The sequence below is a fragment of the Burkholderia sp. AU4i genome, from assembly GCF_000466765.1.
Taxonomy (GTDB): domain Bacteria; phylum Pseudomonadota; class Gammaproteobacteria; order Burkholderiales; family Burkholderiaceae; genus Burkholderia; species Burkholderia cepacia.
Genome location: NZ_ASSI01000096.1, coordinates 36,119 through 57,864 on the forward strand (window position 1 = coordinate 36,119; position 21,746 = coordinate 57,864).

16 protein-coding genes are annotated in these 21,746 nt (G+C 68.1%); 11 read left to right on the forward strand and 5 right to left on the reverse strand.

What is annotated here, in order from left to right; genetic code table 11:
• Window positions 1–14: 14 nt before the first annotated feature.
• The 4 genes from L810_RS22155 to L810_RS22170 form a co-directional block, all read right to left on the reverse strand.
• On the reverse strand, window positions 15–1,454 hold the full coding sequence (locus L810_RS22155; RefSeq protein WP_021160541.1) for an alkaline phosphatase: 1,440 nt from the start codon (window positions 1,452–1,454) through the stop codon (window positions 15–17).
• 154 nt (window positions 1,455–1,608) lie between these two features.
• Window positions 1,609–2,199: a class I SAM-dependent methyltransferase gene (locus L810_RS22160; protein WP_021160542.1), complete on the reverse strand. Its 591-nt coding sequence runs from the start codon at window positions 2,197–2,199 to the stop codon at window positions 1,609–1,611.
• Window positions 2,200–2,442: 243 nt separating this feature from the next.
• Complete coding sequence (gene poxB, locus L810_RS22165) at window positions 2,443–4,164, reverse strand: ubiquinone-dependent pyruvate dehydrogenase (protein WP_042975697.1); 1,722 nt, start codon at window positions 4,162–4,164, stop codon at window positions 2,443–2,445.
• Between the two features lie 257 nt (window positions 4,165–4,421).
• On the reverse strand, window positions 4,422–4,949 hold the full coding sequence (locus L810_RS22170) for an Lrp/AsnC family transcriptional regulator (RefSeq protein WP_021160544.1): 528 nt from the start codon (window positions 4,947–4,949) through the stop codon (window positions 4,422–4,424).
• Between the two features lie 163 nt (window positions 4,950–5,112).
• On the opposite strand from L810_RS22170, the gene mdeB reads away from it, so the two are divergent.
• Complete coding sequence (gene mdeB / locus L810_RS22175) at window positions 5,113–7,845, forward strand: alpha-ketoglutarate dehydrogenase (protein WP_021160545.1); 2,733 nt, start codon at window positions 5,113–5,115, stop codon at window positions 7,843–7,845.
• Window positions 7,846–7,959: 114 nt separating this feature from the next.
• On the opposite strand, the gene L810_RS22180 is transcribed toward mdeB, so the two are convergent.
• Window positions 7,960–8,460 (reverse strand): Lrp/AsnC family transcriptional regulator, encoded by a 501-nt coding sequence (locus L810_RS22180; RefSeq protein ID WP_021160546.1) that lies wholly within the window; start codon window positions 8,458–8,460, stop codon window positions 7,960–7,962.
• Between the two features lie 198 nt (window positions 8,461–8,658).
• Here L810_RS22180 and L810_RS22185 point away from each other — a divergent pair, with 198 nt between their 5' ends.
• The 10 genes from L810_RS22185 to L810_RS22230 all read left to right on the forward strand — a co-directional run bounded on the left by L810_RS22185 (window position 8,659) and on the right by L810_RS22230 (window position 21,509).
• Entirely contained in the window at window positions 8,659–9,675 is a 1,017-nt protein-coding gene (locus L810_RS22185) for a 1-aminocyclopropane-1-carboxylate deaminase (RefSeq protein ID WP_021160547.1), read from the forward strand.
• A gap of 595 nt (window positions 9,676–10,270) precedes the next feature.
• Window positions 10,271–11,683 carry an undecaprenyl-phosphate glucose phosphotransferase gene (locus L810_RS22190; RefSeq protein ID WP_021160549.1) on the forward strand — a complete coding sequence of 471 codons (1,413 nt, stop codon included), beginning with the start codon at window positions 10,271–10,273 and terminating at the stop codon, window positions 11,681–11,683.
• Window positions 11,684–11,735: 52 nt separating this feature from the next.
• The gene (locus L810_RS22195) at window positions 11,736–12,887 is read left to right on the forward strand and encodes a polysaccharide biosynthesis/export family protein (RefSeq protein ID WP_021160550.1); all 1,152 of its coding nucleotides are present in this window, start codon (window positions 11,736–11,738) and stop codon (window positions 12,885–12,887) included.
• On the forward strand, window positions 12,884–13,381 hold the full coding sequence (locus L810_RS22200; RefSeq protein ID WP_021160551.1) for a low molecular weight protein-tyrosine-phosphatase: 498 nt from the start codon (window positions 12,884–12,886) through the stop codon (window positions 13,379–13,381). Before L810_RS22195 ends, L810_RS22200 begins: the two co-directional genes overlap by 4 nt.
• Entirely contained in the window at window positions 13,378–15,675 is a 2,298-nt protein-coding gene (locus L810_RS22205; RefSeq protein WP_021160552.1) for a polysaccharide biosynthesis tyrosine autokinase, read from the forward strand. Before L810_RS22200 ends, L810_RS22205 begins: the two co-directional genes overlap by 4 nt.
• Entirely contained in the window at window positions 15,672–16,919 is a 1,248-nt protein-coding gene (locus tag L810_RS22210) for a glycosyltransferase family 4 protein (RefSeq protein WP_021160553.1), read from the forward strand. The genes L810_RS22205 and L810_RS22210 overlap by 4 nt, the downstream gene beginning before the upstream one ends.
• Window positions 16,916–18,088 (forward strand): polysaccharide pyruvyl transferase family protein, encoded by a 1,173-nt coding sequence (locus tag L810_RS22215; RefSeq protein ID WP_021160554.1) that lies wholly within the window; start codon window positions 16,916–16,918, stop codon window positions 18,086–18,088. Before L810_RS22210 ends, L810_RS22215 begins: the two co-directional genes overlap by 4 nt.
• Complete coding sequence (locus tag L810_RS22220) at window positions 18,082–19,374, forward strand: lipopolysaccharide biosynthesis protein (protein ID WP_021160555.1); 1,293 nt, start codon at window positions 18,082–18,084, stop codon at window positions 19,372–19,374. The genes L810_RS22215 and L810_RS22220 overlap by 7 nt, the downstream gene beginning before the upstream one ends.
• The gene (locus L810_RS22225; protein WP_021160556.1) at window positions 19,364–20,494 is read left to right on the forward strand and encodes a hypothetical protein; all 1,131 of its coding nucleotides are present in this window, start codon (window positions 19,364–19,366) and stop codon (window positions 20,492–20,494) included. Before L810_RS22220 ends, L810_RS22225 begins: the two co-directional genes overlap by 11 nt.
• Window positions 20,487–21,509 (forward strand): acyltransferase family protein, encoded by a 1,023-nt coding sequence (locus tag L810_RS22230; protein WP_021160557.1) that lies wholly within the window; start codon window positions 20,487–20,489, stop codon window positions 21,507–21,509. The genes L810_RS22225 and L810_RS22230 overlap by 8 nt, the downstream gene beginning before the upstream one ends.
• Window positions 21,510–21,746 lie beyond the last annotated feature (237 nt).

Here is a 21,746-nt window from a genome sequence, read left to right on the forward strand (position 1 = left end):
CGTGTAGTCGGCGCTCACAGCTGCACCGCGTTGCGCACCAGCTCGAAGACCTTGTTGTTCTCGATCACGCCGTGGAACGCATCCGCGCCGCGGCCGATCGCGCCGAGGAACACATCCGTGCCGCCGTGCGTCTCGTTGCCCTTGTCCATGCGCACGACCGCCTCCTGGCGATAGTCGTCGGCGCCCGTCACCGCGTCGGTGAGCGCGGTGCCCGCGCGGCTGCCCTGCACGCGGTTCTCGCCGTTGCCGAAGCCGATGATCGTGTACGGCGCGCCGTCCGCGTCCTTCGCGACCGCGCCCGTCTGGTAGTTGCGCAGCACGCCCAGCACGCCGGCCTTGCCCGCTTCGGTCTTGCCGGTGCGCGCCGCATAACCGTTCAGCACCAGCGTATGGTCGTGGTCGGCCGTGACGACGATCAGCGTGTTCTTCAGGTCGGGATCGGTCTTGCGCACCTTGTCGATCGTCGCCTTGATCGCGTTGTCGAACGCGACCGTGTCCTGCAGCGCGCGCTTCGCATTGGTGTCGTGCAGCGCGTGGTCGATCCGGCCGCCTTCGACCATCAGGAAATAGCCGTTCGAATTCTTCTGCAGCACGTCGAGCGCGCGCGTCGCCATGTCGGTGAGGCTCGGCTCCTTCGTCGCGCCGCGATCGAGGTCGTAGCTCATGTGGCTCGACGAGAACAGGCCGACCAGCTTGCCGCTCTTCGTCGCATCGGCCGCCAGCAGGTCGTCGCGGTTCTGCGCGAACGCGTAGCCCTTCGCCTTCAGCTCGTTGACGAGGTTGCGCCCGTCGGTGCGCTTGCCGCCGCCGTCCTTCGGCACGAAGAATTGCGTGCCGCCGCCGAGCACGACGTCGACGCCGTCGCCGAGCGCACCGTTGTAGCCCGCGCCGCCCGGCACGAGCTGCGCCGCGATGTCGTTCTCGGCGTCGCGATGGCACACGTGCGCGTAGGTCGCGGCGGGTGTCGCGTGCGTGACGCGCGTGGTCGTCACGACACCGGTGGCCATGCCCTTCGCCTTCGCGATCTCGAGCAGCGTCGTCGCCGATTTGCCGTTGTTCGCGCCGCAATTGCCGGTCAGGCTCGCGCTCGGCTCGATCGCCTTCGTGTCGGGCGACATCGAGATCACTTCGTTGTTGGTCTTCACGCCGGTCATGTACGCCGACATCGACGGCGCGCTGTCCGTCACCTGCGCATCGTTCGAATAGGTCTTCACGAACGCGGTTTCCGGCAGCGTATCGATCGTGAGCGCGCCGTCTTCACCGACGCCGTAAATGCGTGCGGCGGTGAGCGTCGTCATCCCCATGCCGTCGCCGAGGAAGAAGATCACGTTGCGCGCGGCCGTCTGAACGGGCGGCTGGGTGGGCGACGTGCTGGTCGGGCCGTCATCGCTGCCGCAGCCGGCGAGCGCAAAGGCGCCCGCGCACAGCAGCGCCGCCGTTTTGATTCGATTCATGGTGCCGGTTCTCCCCGCCGTTGATGCTTTCGAAATGAAAGGCGATGGTAGGAACCCGATGTGACGGCAATGTGAATGGAAACTGGAAGGTGTCGAATGAATTATGAAAGGCGACGGCGAGGCGCCACCATCGGGCGCCGCGCGTGCTGCGGCGTCATTCCGCGTGTTCGGCGGCGATGTTGCGCACGGTCACGATGCGCGCTGGCGGAATGTTTGCCCACACGATCCGGCTGTCGCAGGCAACGAATGCCGAATCGCCGAGCGGGTGACGGCCGGGCGGCCGCAGGTCGTACGTGAACTGGATCATCACGCCGTCGGCGGACAGCACGCGATGGCACTGGCCGACGATCGCCGTCACGTCGTGGCGCGGCAACGTGCGCAGCGGCAGGCACGACACGATCGCGTCGACGCGCGCATCGGGCGGCAGCAGGCGTTCGAGCTGCCGTGCATCGCCCGACACGATCGAGATGCCCGGAAAGCGTCGCCGCAGGTGCTGGACGAACGCCGGCGAACGCTCGACCACGACGAGGCGCCGTGGCGCGACGCCGCGTTCGAGCAAGGCCGCGGTGATCGCGCCGGTGCCGCCGCCGAGTTCGACGACGAGCCCATCGCCGTCCGGCACCGCGTCGGCCATCTCGCGCGCCAGCTGCCGCGAACTCGGGCACAACGCGCCCACCGCGGCCGGACGGCCGACCCACTCGCGCACGAACAGTGCCGACACACGCCACGCGTTCGGCCAGATCATGGGCGGCCCTTGAGCGATTGCGCCACCGGCAACGACGCGCCGAAGACTTCATGGAACAGGGCTACGGCGACACGGGGCTTTGGCATGCGCATCCTCCTGGACGAATCGGTCCGTCGCAGGAAGCGCGACGATCAAATCGATTCTAGGAAACGCAAACTTAAGGCGACGTGAAGATTGACCCTGATTCCCCTGATCAATTCGTACCGGATCAACGGCCGACGCCCGCCCCGTGCGCGGCCCGTCTCACCGCAGGTTGGTTCTCGCCAGCTCGACGATCTCGTCGCCGCGCCCGCTGAGGATCGCGCGCAGCATGAACAGGCTGAAGCCCTTCGCATGCGCGAGCTCGATCTTCGGCGGCATCGCGAGCTCGTACTTCGACGTGACGACGTCGACGACGGCCGGCCCGTCATGCGCGAACGCCGTGCGCAGCGCTTCCTCGACGTTCTCCGAGTGCTCGACCCGCACGCTGAAGATGCCCGCGCCCTTCGCGATCGCCGCGAAATCGGTCGGGCTCAGGTCGACGTTCGTGTCCAGATAACCGGCCGCCTTCAGCTCCATCGACACGAAGCCGAGCAGGCTGTTGTTGTACACGACGATCTTGACCGGCAGCTTGAGCTGGCGTGCGGTGAGCAGGTCGCCGAGCAGCATCGACAGCCCGCCGTCGCCGGACAGCGACACCACCTGCCGCCCCGGATGCGCGCCCTGCGCGCCGAGCGCCTGCGGCATCGCATTCGCCATCGAGCCGTGATTGAACGAACCGTGCAGTTGCCGCTTGCCGTTCATCGTCAGGTAGCGCGCGGCCCACAGCGTCGGCGTGCCGACGTCGGCCGTGAAGATCGCGTCCTCCGCCGCGACTTCGTCGACGATCTTCGTCAGGTATTGCGGATGAATCGCGCGGCCCGGCGGCTCGGCCACCGCGAGATCGTCGAGCCCCTTGCGCGCGGCCGCGTAGTGCTTCAGCGCATTCTCGAGGAAACGCCGCTGCGTCTTGCGCGTCAGGCGCGGCAGCAGCGCCGCGATCGTTTCCTTCACGGTGCCGACGAGACCAAGCGCGAGCGGTGCGCGATGGCCGAGCTGCGAGCCTTTCCAGTCGATCTGCGCGATCTTCGCGTTCGACGGATAGAACGGCCGGTACGGGAAATCCGTGCCGAGCATCAGCAGCGTGTCGCACGATTCCATCGCGTGATAGCCCGAGCTGAAGCCGATCAGCCCCGTCATCCCGACGTCGAACGGGTTGTCCCATTCGACGAACTGCTTGCCGCGCAGCGCATGCACGACCGGCGCGCCGAGCGTGTCGGCCAGCGCGACCACCTCGTCGTGCGCGCCCTGCGTGCCGCTGCCGCACAGCAGCGTGACCGCGTCGGACGCGTTGAGCAGCGCCGCGAGCCGGTCGAGATCGGCGTCGGCCGGCAGGATCGACGGCGGCGCCGATTCGCTCCATGCCGGCGCTTCGTCCGGGCCGTCGCCCAGCGCGATGTCGCCCGGCAGCACGATCGCCGCGACGCCGCGTTCGTCGATCGCGGTGCGCATCGCGCGCGCGAGCACGCGCGGGAACTGCGATGCGTTGGTCACGAGTTCGGCGAAATGGCTGCACTCGCGGAACAGCTCCTGCGGATGCGTTTCCTGGAAGTAGCCGAGGCCGATCTCGGTCGACGGGATGTGCGCGGCGATCGCGAGCACCGGCTGATGATTGCGGTGGCAGTCGTAGAGGCCGTTGATCAGGTGCAGGTTGCCGGGGCCGCAACTGCCCGCGCACACCGCGAGCCGCCCGGTCGACGCGGCATCCGCGCCGGCCGCGAACGCGGCGCTTTCCTCGTGCCGCGTATGCATCCAGCGGATCGAGCCGATCTGGCTCAAGCTGAACGACAGGCCGTTCAGGCTGTCGCCCGTCACGCCCCAGATGCGCTCGACGCCCGCTGCCGCCAGCGTCTTCGCCAGGTATTCCGCCATCGTCTGTCTAGCCATCATGCCCTCGCTCATTGATCGGTCGTCACACGATTGATCCGGCAACGGCGGCCGCCGTTGCCGCTGACGGGACGAGCATACGCGATCGTCCCGCGCGGCGTCGTGACGATGCAAGCGCCCTGCGCGCCGCCGCGGCAGCGATCCGTCGTGCCGCACGCGGCCCCTTTCGACGGCGTCGGGCAATCGTCGGCGCTTTGTCATGGTTCCGACTGCAGCCGGCAGCCGAAAAGCGGGCAGGCGCGCCTGCGACGCCCCGCTCAGCTCCAGTCGGATGCCGCTTCGTCCGGATCGACGAGCGTGAGCCCCGCCGCCGGCAGCGGCAGCGCGGTCTTGTAGCGCACCTGCTTCAGCGCGAAGCTCGACCGGATGTTCGATACGCCGGGGATCGTCGTCAGGCGCTCGATGATGAAACGCTCGAGCGTGCGCATGTCGGGCATCACGACGCGCAGCAGGTAGTCGGCGTCGCCCGACATCAGGTAGCACTCCATCACCTCGGGCCGCTGCGAAATCGCTTCCTCGAAGCGCTGCAGCGCGTCCTCGACCTGCTTCTCGAGGCTGACCTGGATGAACACGTTGATCCGCAGCCCGAGCGGCTCGGGGTCGAGCAGCGTGACCTGCTGCCGGAACAGCCCGAGCTTCTCCAGCGCGCGCACGCGGTTGAAGCACGGCGTGGCCGACAGGTTCACCGCACGCGCGAGTTCCGCGTTCGTGACCCGCGCGTTCTGCTGCAGCTGGTTCAGGATGCCGATGTCGATGCGGTCGAGCCGCCGCGGGTTTGAACTCATGGTCGAAATATTCCGGAAGAGTGGCCACAACCGGAATATTTACACTATCGGCGCGTGAAATCCGAATGAAATCAGACGCATATTTTGCGGATCGGCGGGTAGCATGATCCGACCGATTGCCACTGATGCGCGCCGCTCCCGACCGGCGCGCGGGAGACCTGCGATGACGGACCTGTCGAACGGTATCGACGCCACGCGGCGCGCGGGCGGCGCTCACAACGACACCGACCCTGAAGAAACCGCCGAATGGCTGGAGGCGCTCGACGCCGTCGTCGCGCACGTCGGCAAGGAGCGCGCCCAGTACCTGCTCGGCCGGCTCGCCGCGCATGCGCACACCCGCGGGCTCGCGGCGCCGCGCGGCCCGGTCACGCCGTACGTGAACACGATCGCCGCGCACGAGCAGCCGCCCTATCCGGGCGACGCCGATCTCGAGGAACGGCTGTCCGCCGCGCTGCGCTGGAACGCGCTCGCGATGGTCGTGCGCGCGAACCGTGCGTACGGCGAGCTCGGCGGCCACATCGCGAGCTACGCGTCGGCATCCGACCTGTTCGAAGTCGGCTTCAACCACTTCTTCCGCGCAGCGCGGGCCGGCGCGGGCGATGAAAGCGGCCCGGGCGGCGATCTCGTGTACTTCCAGCCGCATTCGTCGCCGGGCGTCTATGCACGTGCGTATCTCGAAGGTTTTCTCGGCGAGGACCACCTCACGCACTATCGCCGTGAAATCACCGGGCCCGGGCTGTGCTCGTATCCGCACCCGTGGCTGATGCCCGATTTCTGGCAGTTCCCGACCGGCTCGATGGGCATCGGCCCGATCAACGCGATCTACCAGGCGCGCTTCATGCGCTACCTGCAGCATCGCGGCCTCGCGAACACCGCGGGCCGCACCGTGTGGGGCTTCTTCGGCGACGGCGAGATGGACGAACCCGAATCGCTCGGCGCGCTGTCGCTCGCCGCGCGCGAGGGGCTCGACAACCTCGTGTTCGTGATCAACTGCAACCTGCAGCGGCTCGACGGCCCGGTGCGCGGCAACGGCCGCGTGATCGACGAACTCGAGGCGCAATTCGCGGGGGCCGGCTGGAACACGATCAAGGTGCTGTGGGGCTCCGACTGGGATCCGCTGTTCGCGCGCGATCACGCCGGCGCACTCGCACGCGCGTTCGCCCATACCGTCGACGGGCAGTTCCAGACCTTCTCCGCGAACGACGGCGCATACAACCGCGCGCGCTTCTTCAGCCAGGACCCTGCGCTCGCAGCGCTCGCCGCGCAGCTCACCGACGCGGAGATCGACCGCCTGCGCCGCGGCGGCCACGACGCGCGCAAGCTGCACGCCGCGTATGCGCGAGCGCTCGCGCACCGCGGCCAGCCGACGGTGATCCTCGCGAAAACGATGAAGGGATACGGGATGGGTGCGGCCGGCCAGGGCCGGATGACGACCCATCAGCAGAAGAAGCTCGACGTCGACGATCTGAAAGCGTTTCGCGACCGCTTCCGGTTGCCGCTGTCGGACAGCGACGTCGAGCAGTTGACGTTTTACAAGCCAGCGGAAGACAGCCCGGAAATGCGTTACCTGCATGCCCGCCGGGCTGCCCTGGGAGGCTATCTGCCCAGAAGGCGGATGGCGGCATCGGACGGGCTGACCGTCCCTTCGATGCCGGCCTGGGGTGCGTTCGCGCTGGATGCGGCCGGCCGCGAGATGTCGACGACGATGGCGCTCGTGCGCATGCTCGCCGCGCTGATCAAGGATCGCGAGCTCGGCCCGCGCGTCGTGCCGATCGTCGCCGACGAAGCGCGCACGTTCGGCATGGCGAGCCTGTTCCGGCAGGTCGGCATCTACTCGCCGCTCGGCCAGCGCTACGAGCCGGAGGATCTCGGCTCGATGCTCTATTACCGCGAGGACACGCGCGGCCAGATTCTCGAGGAAGGCATTTCGGAAGCGGGCGCGATCTCGTCGTGGATCGCCGCCGCGACGTCGTACAGCGTGCACGACCTGCCGATGCTGCCGTTCTACATCTACTACTCGATGTTCGGCTTCCAGCGCATCGGCGACCTGATCTGGGCCGCCGCCGACCAGCGTGCGCGCGGCTTCCTCGTCGGCGCGACGTCCGGGCGCACGACGCTCGGCGGCGAAGGGTTGCAGCACCAGGACGGCAGCAGCCACCTCGCCGCATCGACGATTCCGAACTGCCGCGCGTACGACCCGGCGTTCGCGTATGAAGTCGCGACGATCGTCGATGCCGGCATGCGCGAGATGGTCGAGCAGCAGCGCGACGTGTTCTATTACGTGACGGTGACGAACGAGAACTACGCGCAGCCTTCGCTGCCCGGCGGCGATGCGCAAGCCTTGCGCGAAGGAATCCTGAACGGGATGTATCCGCTGGCGGCGGAATCGCATGCGACCGCGCAAGTGCAGTTGCTCGGCGCGGGCGCGATCCTCGGCGAAGTCATCGCCGCGCAACGCATGCTGAAGGAAGACTGGGGCATCGATGCGGCCGTGTGGAGCGTCACGAGCTTCACCGAACTGCAGCGCGACGGGATGGAGGCCGAGCGTCGCGCGCGGCTCGACGACGACCACCCGCACGCCACGCCCTATGTCACCGGCGCGCTCGCCGCGACGCGCGGGCCCGTGATCGCCGCGACCGACTATGTGCGCGCGGTGCCCGAACTGATCCGCGCGTACGTGCCGCGCCGCTACGTGACGCTGGGTACCGACGGATTCGGCCGCAGCGACACGCGCGACGCGCTGCGCGCGTTCTTCGAGGTCGATCGTGCAAGCATCGTGCTCGCGGCGCTGAAGGCGCTGGCGGACGGGCACGAGATCGACCCGGCCATCGTGCGGGCCGCGCGCGAACGCTACCGGCACGACACATCGCCGGATACGCCGCCCTGGCAACGCTGACGCAAAAACGCCGCGCGACCTGCGCGGCGTTTTTGCATGGATCGGCCGTTGCATGTCGTGACCACCGACGGTCATTGATGCCTCGCGCGCCACACCACCCGCCGCCGAACCCCACTACACCGGCAACGCGTGCGTCGACAGAATCTCCTTGAGCACCATGAACGAACGCACCTGCCGCACGCCCGGCAGATAGATCAGCTGCTCCGCATGCAGCCGGTTGAAGCTCTCGTTGTCGCGCGTGCGCACCAGCATGAAGTAGTCGAACTCGCCGGTCACGACGTGGCATTCGACGCATCCCGACACTTTCTGCGCGGCCTTCTCGAACGCGGCGAACGCCTCCGGGGTCGACCGGTCGAGCACGAAGCCGATCACGACGAGCATGCCGGCCCCGAGCGGCTTCGGGTCGAGCAGCGCGACGATCCCGCGAATCATCCCCATCTCCTTGAGCCGCTCGACGCGCCGCAGGCACGCCGGCGCGCTCAGCTTCACCTTCGCGGCGAGGCTCACGTTCGAGATCGACGCGTCCTGCTGAAGCTGCCTGAGGATCGCGCGATCGATGCGGTCGAGCGCGGGCGCCGCGTCGGCCGGCGCCACGGCATTTCTGCTTAATTTCATTGCGTCACTCTCCAATTCTTCGATCCGTAATTGCTTCTACATCGCCCGATTCATTATCAACGTAGGCCGATGGCATTTATTTCGCAAGCTCATTTCGTGCGTGCTTGCCTATCATTTTTCCATCGGGAGGCCGCGTGCCGGCGCTTGCCGAAACTGCGCCTTCCCGTACCCACCCTGCCTTTCCGGAGACCCGAGTCGATGAACCTGCAACGTTTCCCCCGTTATCCGCTGACGTTCGGCCCGACCCCGATCCAGCCGCTCAAGCGCCTGAGTGCGCACCTCGGCGGCAAGGTCGAGCTGTATGCGAAACGCGAGGACTGCAACAGCGGCCTCGCGTTCGGCGGCAACAAGACCCGCAAGCTCGAATACCTGATCCCCGACGCGCTCGCGCAGGGCGCCGACACGCTCGTATCGATCGGCGGCGTCCAGTCGAACCAGACGCGCCAGGTCGCGGCCGTCGCCGCGCATCTCGGGATGAAATGCGTGCTCGTGCAGGAGCACTGGGTCAACTACGACGACCCCGTGTACGACCGGGTCGGCAACATCCAGCTGTCGCGCATGATGGGCGCCGACGTGCGGCTCGTGGCGGACGGCTTCGACATCGGCATTCGCCGCAGTTGGGAAGAGGCGATGGAAAGCGTGCGGCAGGCGGGCGGCAAGCCGTATCCGGTGCCGGCCGGCTGCTCCGAGCATCCGCTCGGCGGGCTCGGCTTCGTCGGCTTCGCAGAAGAAGTGCGTGCGCAGGAAGCGCAGCTCGGTTTCAAGTTCGACTACATCGTCGTGTGCTCGGTGACGGGCAGCACGCAGGCGGGGATGGTGGTCGGCTTCGCGGCCGACGGGCGCGCGGACCGCGTGATCGGCATCGACGCGTCGGCGACACCGGAAAAGACCCATGCGCAGATCACGCGCATCGCGCGGCATACCGCTGAAATCGTCGAGCTCGGGCGCCGCATCGACGAACAGGACGTCGTGCTCGACACGCGTTATGCCGGCCCGGAATACGGCCTGCCGAACGACGGCACGCTGGAAGCGATCCGGCTGTGCGCGCGGCTCGAAGGCGTGCTGACCGATCCCGTCTATGAAGGGAAATCGATGCACGGGATGATCGACAAGGTGCGCAACGGAGAATTCGAGCCGGGGTCGAAGGTGCTGTATGCGCATCTCGGCGGGGTGCCGGCGTTGAGTGCGTATGCGGAGATTTTCCGCGCCGGGTAACGCCCGAGCGATCGCGATCCGGCGCGCCCGCGTGCGCGCCGTCACGGCGCCGGCCCGGTCGACTTTGTCGACATCGGGACGGCGCCGTTTCTTCGTTGTGACACGTCCTGCGTCCTCTGGCTGCCGCTTGCTCCGTCCCATCGCGGTGCTCAGCCGCTTTCACGCCCTCCCCCAGCCGCTTCGCACGCGGCATCCCCCGTTTCCTCCTCGCTGATCATCGCCAGCATCGGACGCGACTTGTCTGTCAAAAAACATTGACCATAGGACGTGCTCTCAAATCATTCGTACCTGTACTAAGCCTCACGTGTCCCATTTAGTAGGCGTTCTATTTAAATCACCTCCCTGCTTACCGAAAATTGACACGGTCGAGTCGATTGCAACGTTTCGCAAACATTCGCCCGCAACAGCACGGCCAAAACTGCCGATGCACGCGCGCAACCGGCCGACAAAGTCAGGCGCCGTCGTCGTCCATCGATTGCCCATCCCATGCACTGCAAGACCGCCGCCCCTCGGCCCGATCCGGGGGTGGCAACGCATCGGCATCGAAAACGCACGACGCACCGCCCATCCGACCAATCGACAGGGGCAGGGGTATATGGATACGCCATTCGAAATCCGGCAAGCACACGAGTCGCCCGTCGCAGGGGGATCGCTCGCACGCGTGTCCGATGTCGCGCTGATCTCGATCGGCGCGCTGGCCGCGGCACTGGTGCTGCCCGATACAGGCACCGACCGATCGCCCGAACTGGCTGCCGTCGCCTGCGCGGCGACGTTCGCGCTGATGCTGTTCCCCGCGTTCGGCATCTACCGGATGCCGGACGGACGGACGAAACGCCGCGCGGCGATCCTCACCGTACTCGCGTGGCTGCTCGCGCAAGGCTGCGCGGCGCTCGTGATGCACACGCTGGCGCCCGAGTCGAGCATCCCGGCGAACTGGTACCTCCTCTGGACGGCCGCAAGCGGCGCCGCGCTCTGCGTGCCTCGGCTCGTCGCCAGCCGAACGCTCGGGCGGATCGGGCATCCGCCCGCAGGCGGCCATCCGGTCGCGATCGTCGGCACCGGCGCCCATTGCGACGCGGTGCGCGACCGGATCGCGCGGATGCCGTCGGCGGGATTCCGCGCCGCCGCCACATTCGATCCCGACCATGCCCGCCCCGATGTCCGCGCCGACGTCCCGCACTTCGATGCGCTTGACGCGTTCGCGCAGCACGTACGCGCGCACGCGATCTCCGAAGTCTGGCTCGCGCTGCCGATTGGCGACACGCGCACCGTGATGGCCGTGATCGATGCGTTTCGAAACGATCTCGTCAACATCCGGCTCATGCCTGACGTCAGCGCGATGACGATGTTCGACGGCGGCATGGTCGACCTCGTCGGCGCGCCGGCGATCAATCTCGTTGCGTCGCCGCTGTCGTCCCGCGCGCTGCTTCAGAAAGCCGTTTTCGATCGCCTCTTCGCGGCCGCGGTGCTGATCGGCACGGCGCCGCTGCTGCTCGCGATCGCGGCGGCGGTGCGTCTCTCGTCGAAGGGCCCTGCGTTGTTCCGGCAGCAGCGCCAGGGCGCGAACGGCCACACCTTCACGATCCTCAAGTTCCGCACGATGCGGCTGCACGACGACGGCCGTGAAGTGCGGCAGGCCACGCGCGGCGATCCCCGCGTCACGCGCATCGGCGCGTTCCTGCGCCGCACGAGCCTCGACGAACTGCCGCAGTTCGTCAACGTGCTGCGCGGCGAGATGTCCGTCGTCGGGCCGCGCCCGCACGCGCTCCAGCACGACAACCTGTATCAGCCGATCGTCGACGGCTACATCCATCGCTATCGCGTGAAGCCGGGCATCACGGGCTGGGCCCAGATCAACGGGCTGCGCGGCGAAACCGACTCGATCGAGAAGATGCAGCGCCGCGTCGAGGCCGATCTCCATTACCTGCGCAACTGGTCGTTCTCGCTCGACATGCGGATCGTCTCGGCCACCGTTCTGCGCGGCTGGGTGCATCACAACGCGTACTGACCTGCACGCAACGCGCGCCTTTCGAAGCGCCGCCCATCACTAAGGATAACTGATGACAAACCCGACACCCGAGCGATCCGATACCTCCCATCCGCGTTGCATGCGTTTGCTGCTGGCCATGGCCGCAAGCGTCACGCTGTCAGCCTGCGTTCTCGCGCCCGGCATGCGGATGAGCCCGCCGTCCGACGCGGCAGACGCGCATGCCGCCAGCGGTGCCCCCGCGTTCCGGATCACGCCGATCGATGCCGGCCTGATTCGCGAACTCGATGCGCAATCGGCGAGCCGGCAAACCGTGCAGTCCGATCGGCTTGTCGCATCGCCCGGCCCATACCGGATCGGCCCCGGCGACGTATTGCAGATCACCGTGTGGGACCACCCCGAACTCGCGGCGTCGCAAGGCCCCGCGCCGCAGAACGCGCCGCGCGCGGCGGATCCGGCATCCGGCTTCGTCGTCGATCCGAAAGGCAACCTGTCGTTCCCGTTCGCGGGCACCGTGCACGTCGCGGGGTTGACCGCCGACGCCGCGCAGGCGCGGATCGTCGCCGCGCTGTCGCGCGTGTATCGCGGCCCGCAGGTGACGTTGCGCGTCGCGTCGTTCCGCTCGCAGCAGGTCTACATCGACGGCGAGGTTCGCACGCCGGGCGCCCAGCCCGTCAACGACGTGCCGATGACGCTGTACGAGGCGCTGGGCCGCTCGGGCGGCCTCAGTCCGGCCGCCGACCAGAGCCGCATGACGCTGGTGCGCGACGGCGTGACCTATCCGCTCGACCTGAGCCGGATGCTGCGCAACGGCCGCAATCCGGCCGACGTCGTGCTCGCCGCCGGCGATCTCCTTCACGTGCCGGCCCGCAGCGACTACGGCGTGTACGTGATGGGCGAAGTCAACAAGCCGTCGCTCGCGGTGCCGCTGCGCGACGGGCGCCTGACGCTGTCCGACGCGCTGTCCCAGGCCGGCAGCGTGAACGCCGGCACGGCCGACGCAGCCCAGATGTTCGTGATCCGCGGATCGGGCACGGACAGCCCGCAAGTGTTCCATCTCGACGCGCGCTCGCCGGTGTCGATGGTGCTCGCGAACGAGTTCGAGCTGCAGCCGAAGGACATCGTCTACGTCGACGGCAACGGCCTCGTGCGCTTCAGCCGCGTGCTCAGCCTGCTGTTGCCGGGCGTCAATACCAGCGCCACCGCGGCGCTCGCCGTCAAATGAGCGCGCTCTCGACGCTGCTCGTCGTGTGCATCGGCAACGTCTGCCGCAGCCCGATGGCCGAAGCGCTGTTACGCGCGCGGCTGCCGGGCGTCGACGTGCAATCGGCCGGCCTCGGCGCGCGCGACGGCCAGCCGGCCGATCCGCATGCGGTCGACCTGATGCGCGAGCGCGGCCTCGACATCGCCGCGCACCGCGCACGCCGCGTGCCGCCCGGGCTCGCGATACGCGCCGACCTGATCCTGACGATGGACGCCGACCAGCAACAGCGGCTCGAACGCCGCCTGCCGGCGATGCGCGGCCGCGTGTTCCGGCTCGGCATGCCCGATCCGTCCACCGGCCGCGCGCACGGCTTCGACGTCCCCGATCCCTATCTGGGCCCGCGCGCGTCGTTCGAGCACAGCCTGCGGCTCATCGAATGCGGCGTCGACGCATGGTGCGCGCGCATCGCGCCGGCCGCCCCTCCCACACTTGCCCTTTCCGATTCGAACCGATGACATCCACACCTTCCCACGAGCATGCGCACGACCGCGACGCCGAGCTCGATCTCGCGGGCGCGATCGACGTGCTCGTTTCCCGACGCTGGCTGATCGCCGCCGTCACCGCCGCCTGCATGGGTGCCGGCACGCTGTACGCGTTCCTCGCACCGCGCCAGTACCAGGCCGACATCATGGTGCAGGTCGAGGACAGCGGCGACACGTCGGCCGCCAAGAGCGCACTCGGCGACGTGTCGTCGCTGTTCGACATCAAGTCGAGCGCCGCGGCCGAGGCGCAGATTCTCGCGTCGCGGCTCGTCGTCACGCGTGCGGTCGACGAGCTGCGCAGCTACATCGTCGTGCAGCCGAAGCGCTTCCCGGTGATCGGCGAATTCGTGTCGCGCTTCAACACGGGAATCGCACGCCCCGGCCTGCTGGGCATCGGCGGCTATGCGTGGGGCACCGAAAGCGCAACACTGGCGCGCTTCGATGTGCCGAAGGCGCTCGAAGGCGAGCGCTTCGAACTCTCGCTGCTCGACTCGTGGCGCTACCGGCTGACGGGTGCCGCGCTGCCCAAGCCGGTCACGGGTACGTTCGGTCACCCGGAATCGTTCGCGACCGCCTACGGCCCGATCGCCATCGAAGTCACCCGCATCGACGCGCTTCCCGACACCCGCTTCACGCTCATGCGCGAATCGCGTGCCGGCACGATCGACGCGCTGCGCCGCGGGCTCGACGTCCAGGAAAAGATCAAGCAATCGGGCGTGATCGTCGCGACGCTGCGCGGCGCCGACCCACAGCGCGTGCAGGCGCAGTTGCAGGCCCTCGCGAGCCACTACGTGCGCCAGCACATCGAGCGCAAGTCCGCCGACGCCGCGCAATCGCTCGCGTTCCTCAACGCGCAGTTGCCGGTGCTCAAGAAGCAGTTGCAGGACGCCGAACAGCGCTACACCGACATGCGCAATGCGAACGGCGCGATCGACCTCGATGAGGAAGCGAAGCTGATCCTCCAGCAATCGGCCGATGCGAAAACGCGCCGGCTCGAACTGGAGCAGAAGCGCGACGCGATGAATGCGCGTTTCGCGCCGGGCCATCCCGACATGATCGCGCTCGACGCGCAGATTGCGACGCTCGCACGCGAACAGCAGTCGTTCGAACGCCAGGTCGGCCGCCTGCCCGACCTGCAGCAGAACGCCGTGCGCCTGATGCTCGACGTGAAGGTCGACACCGATCTCTACACGGCGCTGCTCGCCAACGCGCAGCAGCTCGAACTGGTCAAGGCCGGCAAGACCGGCAGCGTCCGGCTCGTCGACACGCCCATCGCACCCGAAGACCCGGTGCGCCCGAACCGGCCCGTCGTGATCGCGGCCGCCGCGCTGCTCGGTTTCGCGCTCGGCGTCGCGCTCGCGTTCGTGCGCGACTATCTGTTCGGCGGCGTGCGCAGCGCCGACGAGATCGAGCGGCCGCTCGGCATCGACGTCTATGCGACCGTTCCGGCATCGTCCGGCCAGCGGCAGGTCGCCCGGCGCAGCGCGCAACGGCTGCCGGGGCCGCACCTGCTGAGCGTGCTCCAGCCGCACGACCCGGCAGTCGAAAGCCTGCGCAGCCTGCGCACCGCGCTGCGCTTCGCGATGCAGCGCGCGCCCAACAACGTGCTGCTGCTGACGGGCCCCGTGCCCGGCGCCGGCAAGTCGTTCGTCGCGTCGAACTTCGCGGCGCTGCTGGCCGCCAACGGCGAGCGCGTGCTGCTCGTCGACGGCGACCTGCGCCGCGGTTACCTGCACGACGCGCTCGGCGTCGGGCGCGAGGCGGGTTTCGCCGAGCTGCTGTCCGGCACCACGACGCCGGACGCGGCGATCCGCCGCGACGTGATCCCCAACCTCGACTTCATTCCGACCGGCGCGATCCCCGCGCATCCGGCGGAACTGCTCGTCGACGAGCGTGTCGGCACGCTGCTCGACACGCTGTCGGCCCGCTACGACCGCGTCGTGATCGATGCCGCGCCGATCCTCGCCGTCACCGACGCCGTCGTGCTCGGCCGCCATGCGGGCACCGTGCTGCTCGCGGCCCGCGCGGCGTCGACGCGCGTGGCCGAACTCGGGGAAGCGATCCGGCGTCTCGCGCACAACGGCGTCGATGCGAGCGGCGTGCTGCTCAACGGCGTCGATCCGCGCTCGGGCCGCTACGGTTCGCGCTATGGCGCGTATCGCTACACCGAGTATTGCTACACGCCACCGCGTCGTGGCTTGACGTTGTCGATCGGACGGTCGCTGCGCTCGCTCGTCGCGCGCTTTCGGCGAGGCGCACCGCGATGAACGATCTCCGACACCTCGAACGCCGAGCCGCTGGTCAAGCAACGCGCCCCGCCGCATCGCCAGCGGCCGGCACATCCGTCCCGTCGCGCGCACCCCGCATTCGACCGCTTCGTGTCGCACTCGTCGTCGAGGCGGCGGGCGGCGGCGTGGCCGTCCATCTTGCCGACCTGATCGACGGACTGAGCAAAACCGGCGACGTCGAACTTCACCTGATCGTGCCGCGCGGCCCGCGCTTCGACGGCACGATCCTCGATGCGCGCGTGCTGGCGCTGTGCGCGAGCGTGCACCATGTCCCCATGCATCGCGCCGTCGGCTGGCGCGATGCGTGGGCCGTCGCGCACGTGTATCGGTGCCTGCTGCGGATTCGTCCGGACATCGTGCACAGCCACAGTTCGAAGGCCGGCGCAGTCGCGCGTCTGTGCATCGGCCCGTGGCGGCACGTGTATACCCCGCACGCGATCTACACGCTCAACCCGACCCTGAGCGGCCTGCAGCGCCGCGTGTACGGCACGATCGAAGCGTTGCTCGGCCACTTCCGCTCGCACCGGATCGTCGCCGTCTCGCGCGACGAAGCGCGGCATCTGCACGACGCGCTCGGCATCCCCGCCCATCGCGTCGCGACGATCTCCAATGGTGTCGCGGCGTCCGCGACACTGCCGCGCCGCACCGCACGGCAGGCGCTGGGCCTCCCGGACGACGCGATCGTCGTCGGCTTCGTCGGGCGCCTCAGCCACCAGAAAGGCGTCGACCGGCTCGTGCGGATCGCGCGCGGCGTCTATCGCCAGTGCGGACTCGACGTGCGCCTCGTCGCGATCGGCCCCGGCGACTTCGCGGCCGCGGCCGGCCCCGAGGCCGACGACGTGCCGCCGAATCTTCATGTCGTCGGCCCGGTCGATCGCGCCAGCCGATATTTCTCCGCATTCGACCTGTTCGCGCTGCCGAGCCGCTATGAAGGGTTTCCTTACGTGTGCCTCGAAGCGATGGCCGCCCAGGTACCGATCGTCGCATCGCGCGTTGCGGGCGTAACCGAACTGGTCGAAGGGCACGCCATCGGCGAAGTCGTGCCGAACGACGACGACACGACGCAATTCGCCCGCACCGTCGTCGCGCTCGCCCGCGACGCAGCGCGACGCGACGCCATGCGCGACCACTGCGCGGCGACGCTCGCGCAATTCTCCGCCGCGACGATGGTGCGGCACACGCACGACCTGTATCGCGCACTCGTACAAGGACACCCCGCATGACTTCATCCCCTCATGTCGCGCTGCTGCACGCGTACAGCGCCTGCAACACCGGCGACGGCCTGCTGGTCGACCTGTCCGTCTCGCTGCTGCGAGAGGCGTTCGGCGACGCGACACGCGTGTCGGTCGTCGCCGCCGATCCCGCGTCGTTTGCCGGCCACGACGACGTGCGCCCGGCCCCGGTGCTTGCCGATCGCGGCTGGCGCCGGCTCACAGCGGCCGCCCGCGCCGCGCTGCCCGTGCGCGCGAATGGCCGGCTGCGCCCGACCGTCGAACTGCTCGACCGGGCCGACCTGATCGTCGGCGTCGGCGGTGGATACCTGCGCGCGCGCAATCCCGTCGAGGCGCTCAAGCTCGAAGCCGGGCACCTGCTGCAGATGCGCGCGGCGCGCGCATCGGGCAAGCCAGCCGTGTATCTGCCGCAGAGCATCGGGCCCGTACTGTCGGCCCATCCGGTCGGCGCCCACCAGCGCTCGCTGCTTGCCGGATTCGACACCGTGTTCGTTCGCGATGACCGTTCCGCAGCCTTCCTCGCAGAGAATCCGAACACGCGTCGCGCCCCCGATCTCGCCGTGCTCGATTTCGAGCATCGCAGCGATGCGATCCTGCAGCGCGCGGCGCGCGCGAATCACGATGTGCGGCACATCGCATTCGTGCTGCGCCGCGCGCCTGCGTGGTCCGCCGCGCAACGCGCACGCTACGACGCGTCGATCCGGCGGCTCGTCAAACAGGCGAACGCATCGTGCCGGATCAGCTTCGCGGTACAGAGCACCGGCAGAGGCAACGACGATCTCGCGTACTACCGCAGCCTCGGCATCCGCGAAACACCGGTGCCGCTCAGGTCATTGCTCGAGCACGACCGGCCCGACGTCACGGTGTCGGTGCGGCTGCACGGCGCGCTCGAATCGATCCTGCACGGCGTCCCTGCGTTCCACGTCAGCTACGAACGCAAGGGCTTCGGCGCCTACTCGGACATGCGGCTCAATGACTGGGTCGCCAACGGCGCGGATTTCGACCCCGCCGACGTCTTCGATACGATCTTCGCGCCCGGCGCGACGGCCGCGTTCTGGGACGCCGCACAAACCGGCTTCGCCGGCATCCGTGCGGCCCGCGTGCGCGTGATCGATACGCTGCGCGCCGCAGGCGGCATCGACGAAGGTGGACGATGCTGACACGCCTTCTGTTGCGCTTCTCGGCGCTCGGCCTGAAATTCGCGCTCGCGATCGTCGTCGCGCGCACGCTCGGCTTCGACGCGATTGCCGCGTACGGGCTGGCGGTGGCCGCATCGGTCATTGCGTCGAAAGTGCTCGGCCTCGGCTTCAGTCCGGAACTGAACCGCCGCCTGAGCGAAACCAACCCGATGCCGGCGATCGCTCACGCGCGTCGCCTCTGCGTCGTCTATGGCGCGCTCTATGTCCTGCTCGCCGCCGCGCTTGCCGTGGCGACGCTGAACGAGCCCGCCGCCGCGCTGCTCGCACGATTCGGGCTGCCGGCATCGCTTGCCTGGAGCGTGCTGCTTGTCGCGCTGTCCGAGCACGCGGCGTTCGAGGCAAACGGATGGCTGTTCTCGCTGCACCAACCACGCGCCGCTTCGCTGCTGCTGTTCGTGCGCACCGGCGCATGGGCCGGCATCGCTTGCGCCGGACTGCTTTCCGGCGCGATGCAATCGATCGAGACGGTGTTTGCGATCTGGGTCGCGGTCAACGCATGCGTGGTGGTCGCATGCCTGCGTCGGATCGACACGTTCGCGCGCCGCGTACACGGCATCCGTTTTCCCGGGTGCGAGGCTCATCCGGGGAGCGTACTGCCGGTCTGGCTGCGCGGGCTGCCCTTCTATGCGGCGGGCGTGCTCCTCGCGGCGCTGCAGTATGCGGAACGCTTCGTCGCGGGCGGCCAGGTGAGCGCCGACGCGCTCGGCCAGTACGTGTTCGCGTGGTCGATCGCCAATGCCGTGCAGACGGTCGCGTTCGCGACGGTCGTCGCGACGGCCGGCCCGCGCTTCGTGCGCACACTGGCCGACACGCCCGGCGCGTTTCTCCGGCAAGTGCGACGCGCGGTGGCAGCCAGCTTGGCGGTAACGCTGCTCGCGTCGGCTGCCATCGCGGTCGTTTGCCGCGATCTGTTCGCGTTCGCGCACCAGCCGGCGGACGCCGGTCATGCCGCGCTGCTCGCGGTACTGCTCGCGTCGTTCGTGCTGCGCGCGGCGGCGGACGTCCTGTGGACCGCCGCCATTGCGGTGCGTGCGGGCAGCATCGTGCTGGTCGCATTGACGGCCATCGCACTGCTGTATCTGCCGCTCGCGTCGCAACTGATTGCTCGCGAAGGCGTCGTGGGCGCCGCATTCGCTCATCTCGCGACGAGCGTCGCGATCGCCGCAATGCTCGCGCTGAGTGTCGCACGGCTCGCGCGCCGGCATCGACTCGCCGCACAAACAACGGAGCTGCGTCATGCTGGATAAGCTGCTTTGCGCAGGCCCGCGGCTCAGCCGCGGCTTGATACGCGCGATCGCCGCGCTGGCCGTGCTCGCGTACTGGGTCATCTATGCGAAAGCCGGCGCGTTCCTGCCCGAGTTCGTGTTTCGCGACGCGGAGAAGATCCAGAGCCAGATCGGCGGCGCGAGCACCTACGAAGGCACGTCGTTCGACGCGGTCGCGCAGGTCTATGCCGCGCTCGGCACGACCGGCACACACCTGTTCGTCGCGTCGATCGGCGCGCTCTGCATCTGGCGCGTGCTCGGCCAGGGTACGCGCGCCGGATCGATGGCGGCGTGCATCGTGCTGCTCGCGCCGTGCGTGTTCTTCAACCTGTTCGTCGCGAGCAAGGACACGCTCGTCGTGCTGATGGCCATCGTCCTCGCCCGAATCGCGCAGCGCCGCACCACGCTCGTCGCGATCGCGGCCGCAGTCGTGCTGTACGGCGCGTACGCAGCCATCGTGCGCAGCTATTTCGCGCTGATCCTCGCGGTCGCGGTCGGTGTGCTGCTGTTCCGGCACGGCGGGTGGCCGCGCAGGATGCTGCTGATTCCGGCCGTGCCGCTCGCGATCTTCCTGCTGCCGAACGACGTGTATTACCTGCTGCTGCATCCGCGCGACATGGCGTCGGACTATCTCGCCTACCAATCGCCTTTCGGCGCGCGCACCAGTTTCCGCAACCCGCTCGAGCCGGTTTCGTTCGTCGCGTTCTGCGTCGACTACCTGTATGCGGTACTGCGCCTGAATCTGCCGGTGCTGTTTTCGCCCGGGCCGAAGGAATTCGCGATGCAGGCGTTCGTCTGGATCGCGCTGGCCGCCGTATGGCGCCGCGCGCGCGGCGACGGCGGCGCCGGTCGCGACGTGCTCGCCGCGCTCGTCATCGGGCACGCGGCCGTATCGATGCTGTTCGAGCCCGATCTGGGTAGCTACACGCGTCATCTGTCGAGCGTGTCGTTGCTGTGCGCGATGCAGTTCGCTGGCGTGTCGCGTTCGACGCGCGGGACGAGTCGGGCGTCCGGCGCAATCGGCGCATCCCGGGCCGCCGCCGGCCGGCGACGCTCCCCGGCGACCCCGCAAGCAGCCACGTCTGGAGGATCACATGCGTAACGACGGCATGCCACCCCGCGCGTTCTTTCCCAATATCCAGGCCGCCCGTGCATTCGCGGCCCTCGCGGTCGTCGCCTATCACATGCACGTGCTGCCATTCGGTCAGGCCGGCGTCGACGTCTTCTTCGTGATCAGCGGGTTCATCATGTCGTGGGTCGCACCAGGCGAAGGCCGCACGTTTTTCCGCAAGCGCCTGGTCCGTATCGTGCCGCTCTATTGGGTGACGACGCTCGGCATCTACGCGATCGCCGTGCTGCGCCCGCACTGGCTGAACAGTACGACCGCGGCGCCCGAATACCTGATCAAGTCGCTGTTTTTTGTACCGTACGTCAAGGAAAACGGTCATTGGGGGCCGCTCAACCTGAACGGCTGGACCCTCGAATACGAAATGCTGTTCTACGTGGTAGTCGCAGCAAGTCTGGCGTGCGTCCGCGCACGCTTCGCGACGGCGCTTGCGGCGCTGATGCTCGCGTCGTTTTGCCTGTGGGCAGCCATCGACGGCACACCGGGTACGGTCGCCCACCATCTGGGGCAACCGATCGTCCTGGAGTTCGGCCTGGGTGTGGTGGCGTACCGGATGCTGCAAACCGGTTTCGTGCGTCGCATCGCCACACCGGCGTGGGTGCTCGCGGCATGCGTCGCCGTCGCGGCGATTCCGTTGTCTCATGCGCTTTTCGGTACGCCCCAAGCGTTCGCGCGCATCGCGCTGTGGGGCGTGCCGGCGTGCGTGCTGATCGTCTCGCTGGTCGCGCTCGACATGCGGAACGTGTCGAGCGGAAACCGCCTTGTCGTCTCGCTCGGAGCAGCCAGTTACTCGATCTATCTGCTCCATCCGTATGTCATTGGCGCCGCAGACAAGATTGCCGGGCTGCATCCGGATCTTCTGACATGGACCGGTTTCGTCGCGGCATGCGCAACGCTCGGTGTGGTCTGTCTGTCCGGATACCTGTGCCACATCTGGATCGAACGGCCGATGGTGTCCGCCTTGAATCGAAAACTCGGGCCATCCGCGTAATCGCATGCCTGAAGGTCGCCTCGCACACGGCTCGATGCGTCAATGCGTCGCGGCATCGTCTCCGGACGTTTCCCCGCATGCCGCGAAAGCGGTCCCGATCGATCGCGTTTGGTTCGATATACCGACAATGTCAAATCCAATTAATCATTCACGGCCTGGCGCGGCATTCCTTACAAGAAAAATACGAAATCGTACAAATCAATTCACCCTGTAATTTTCATTCGTACTCGTCCTATA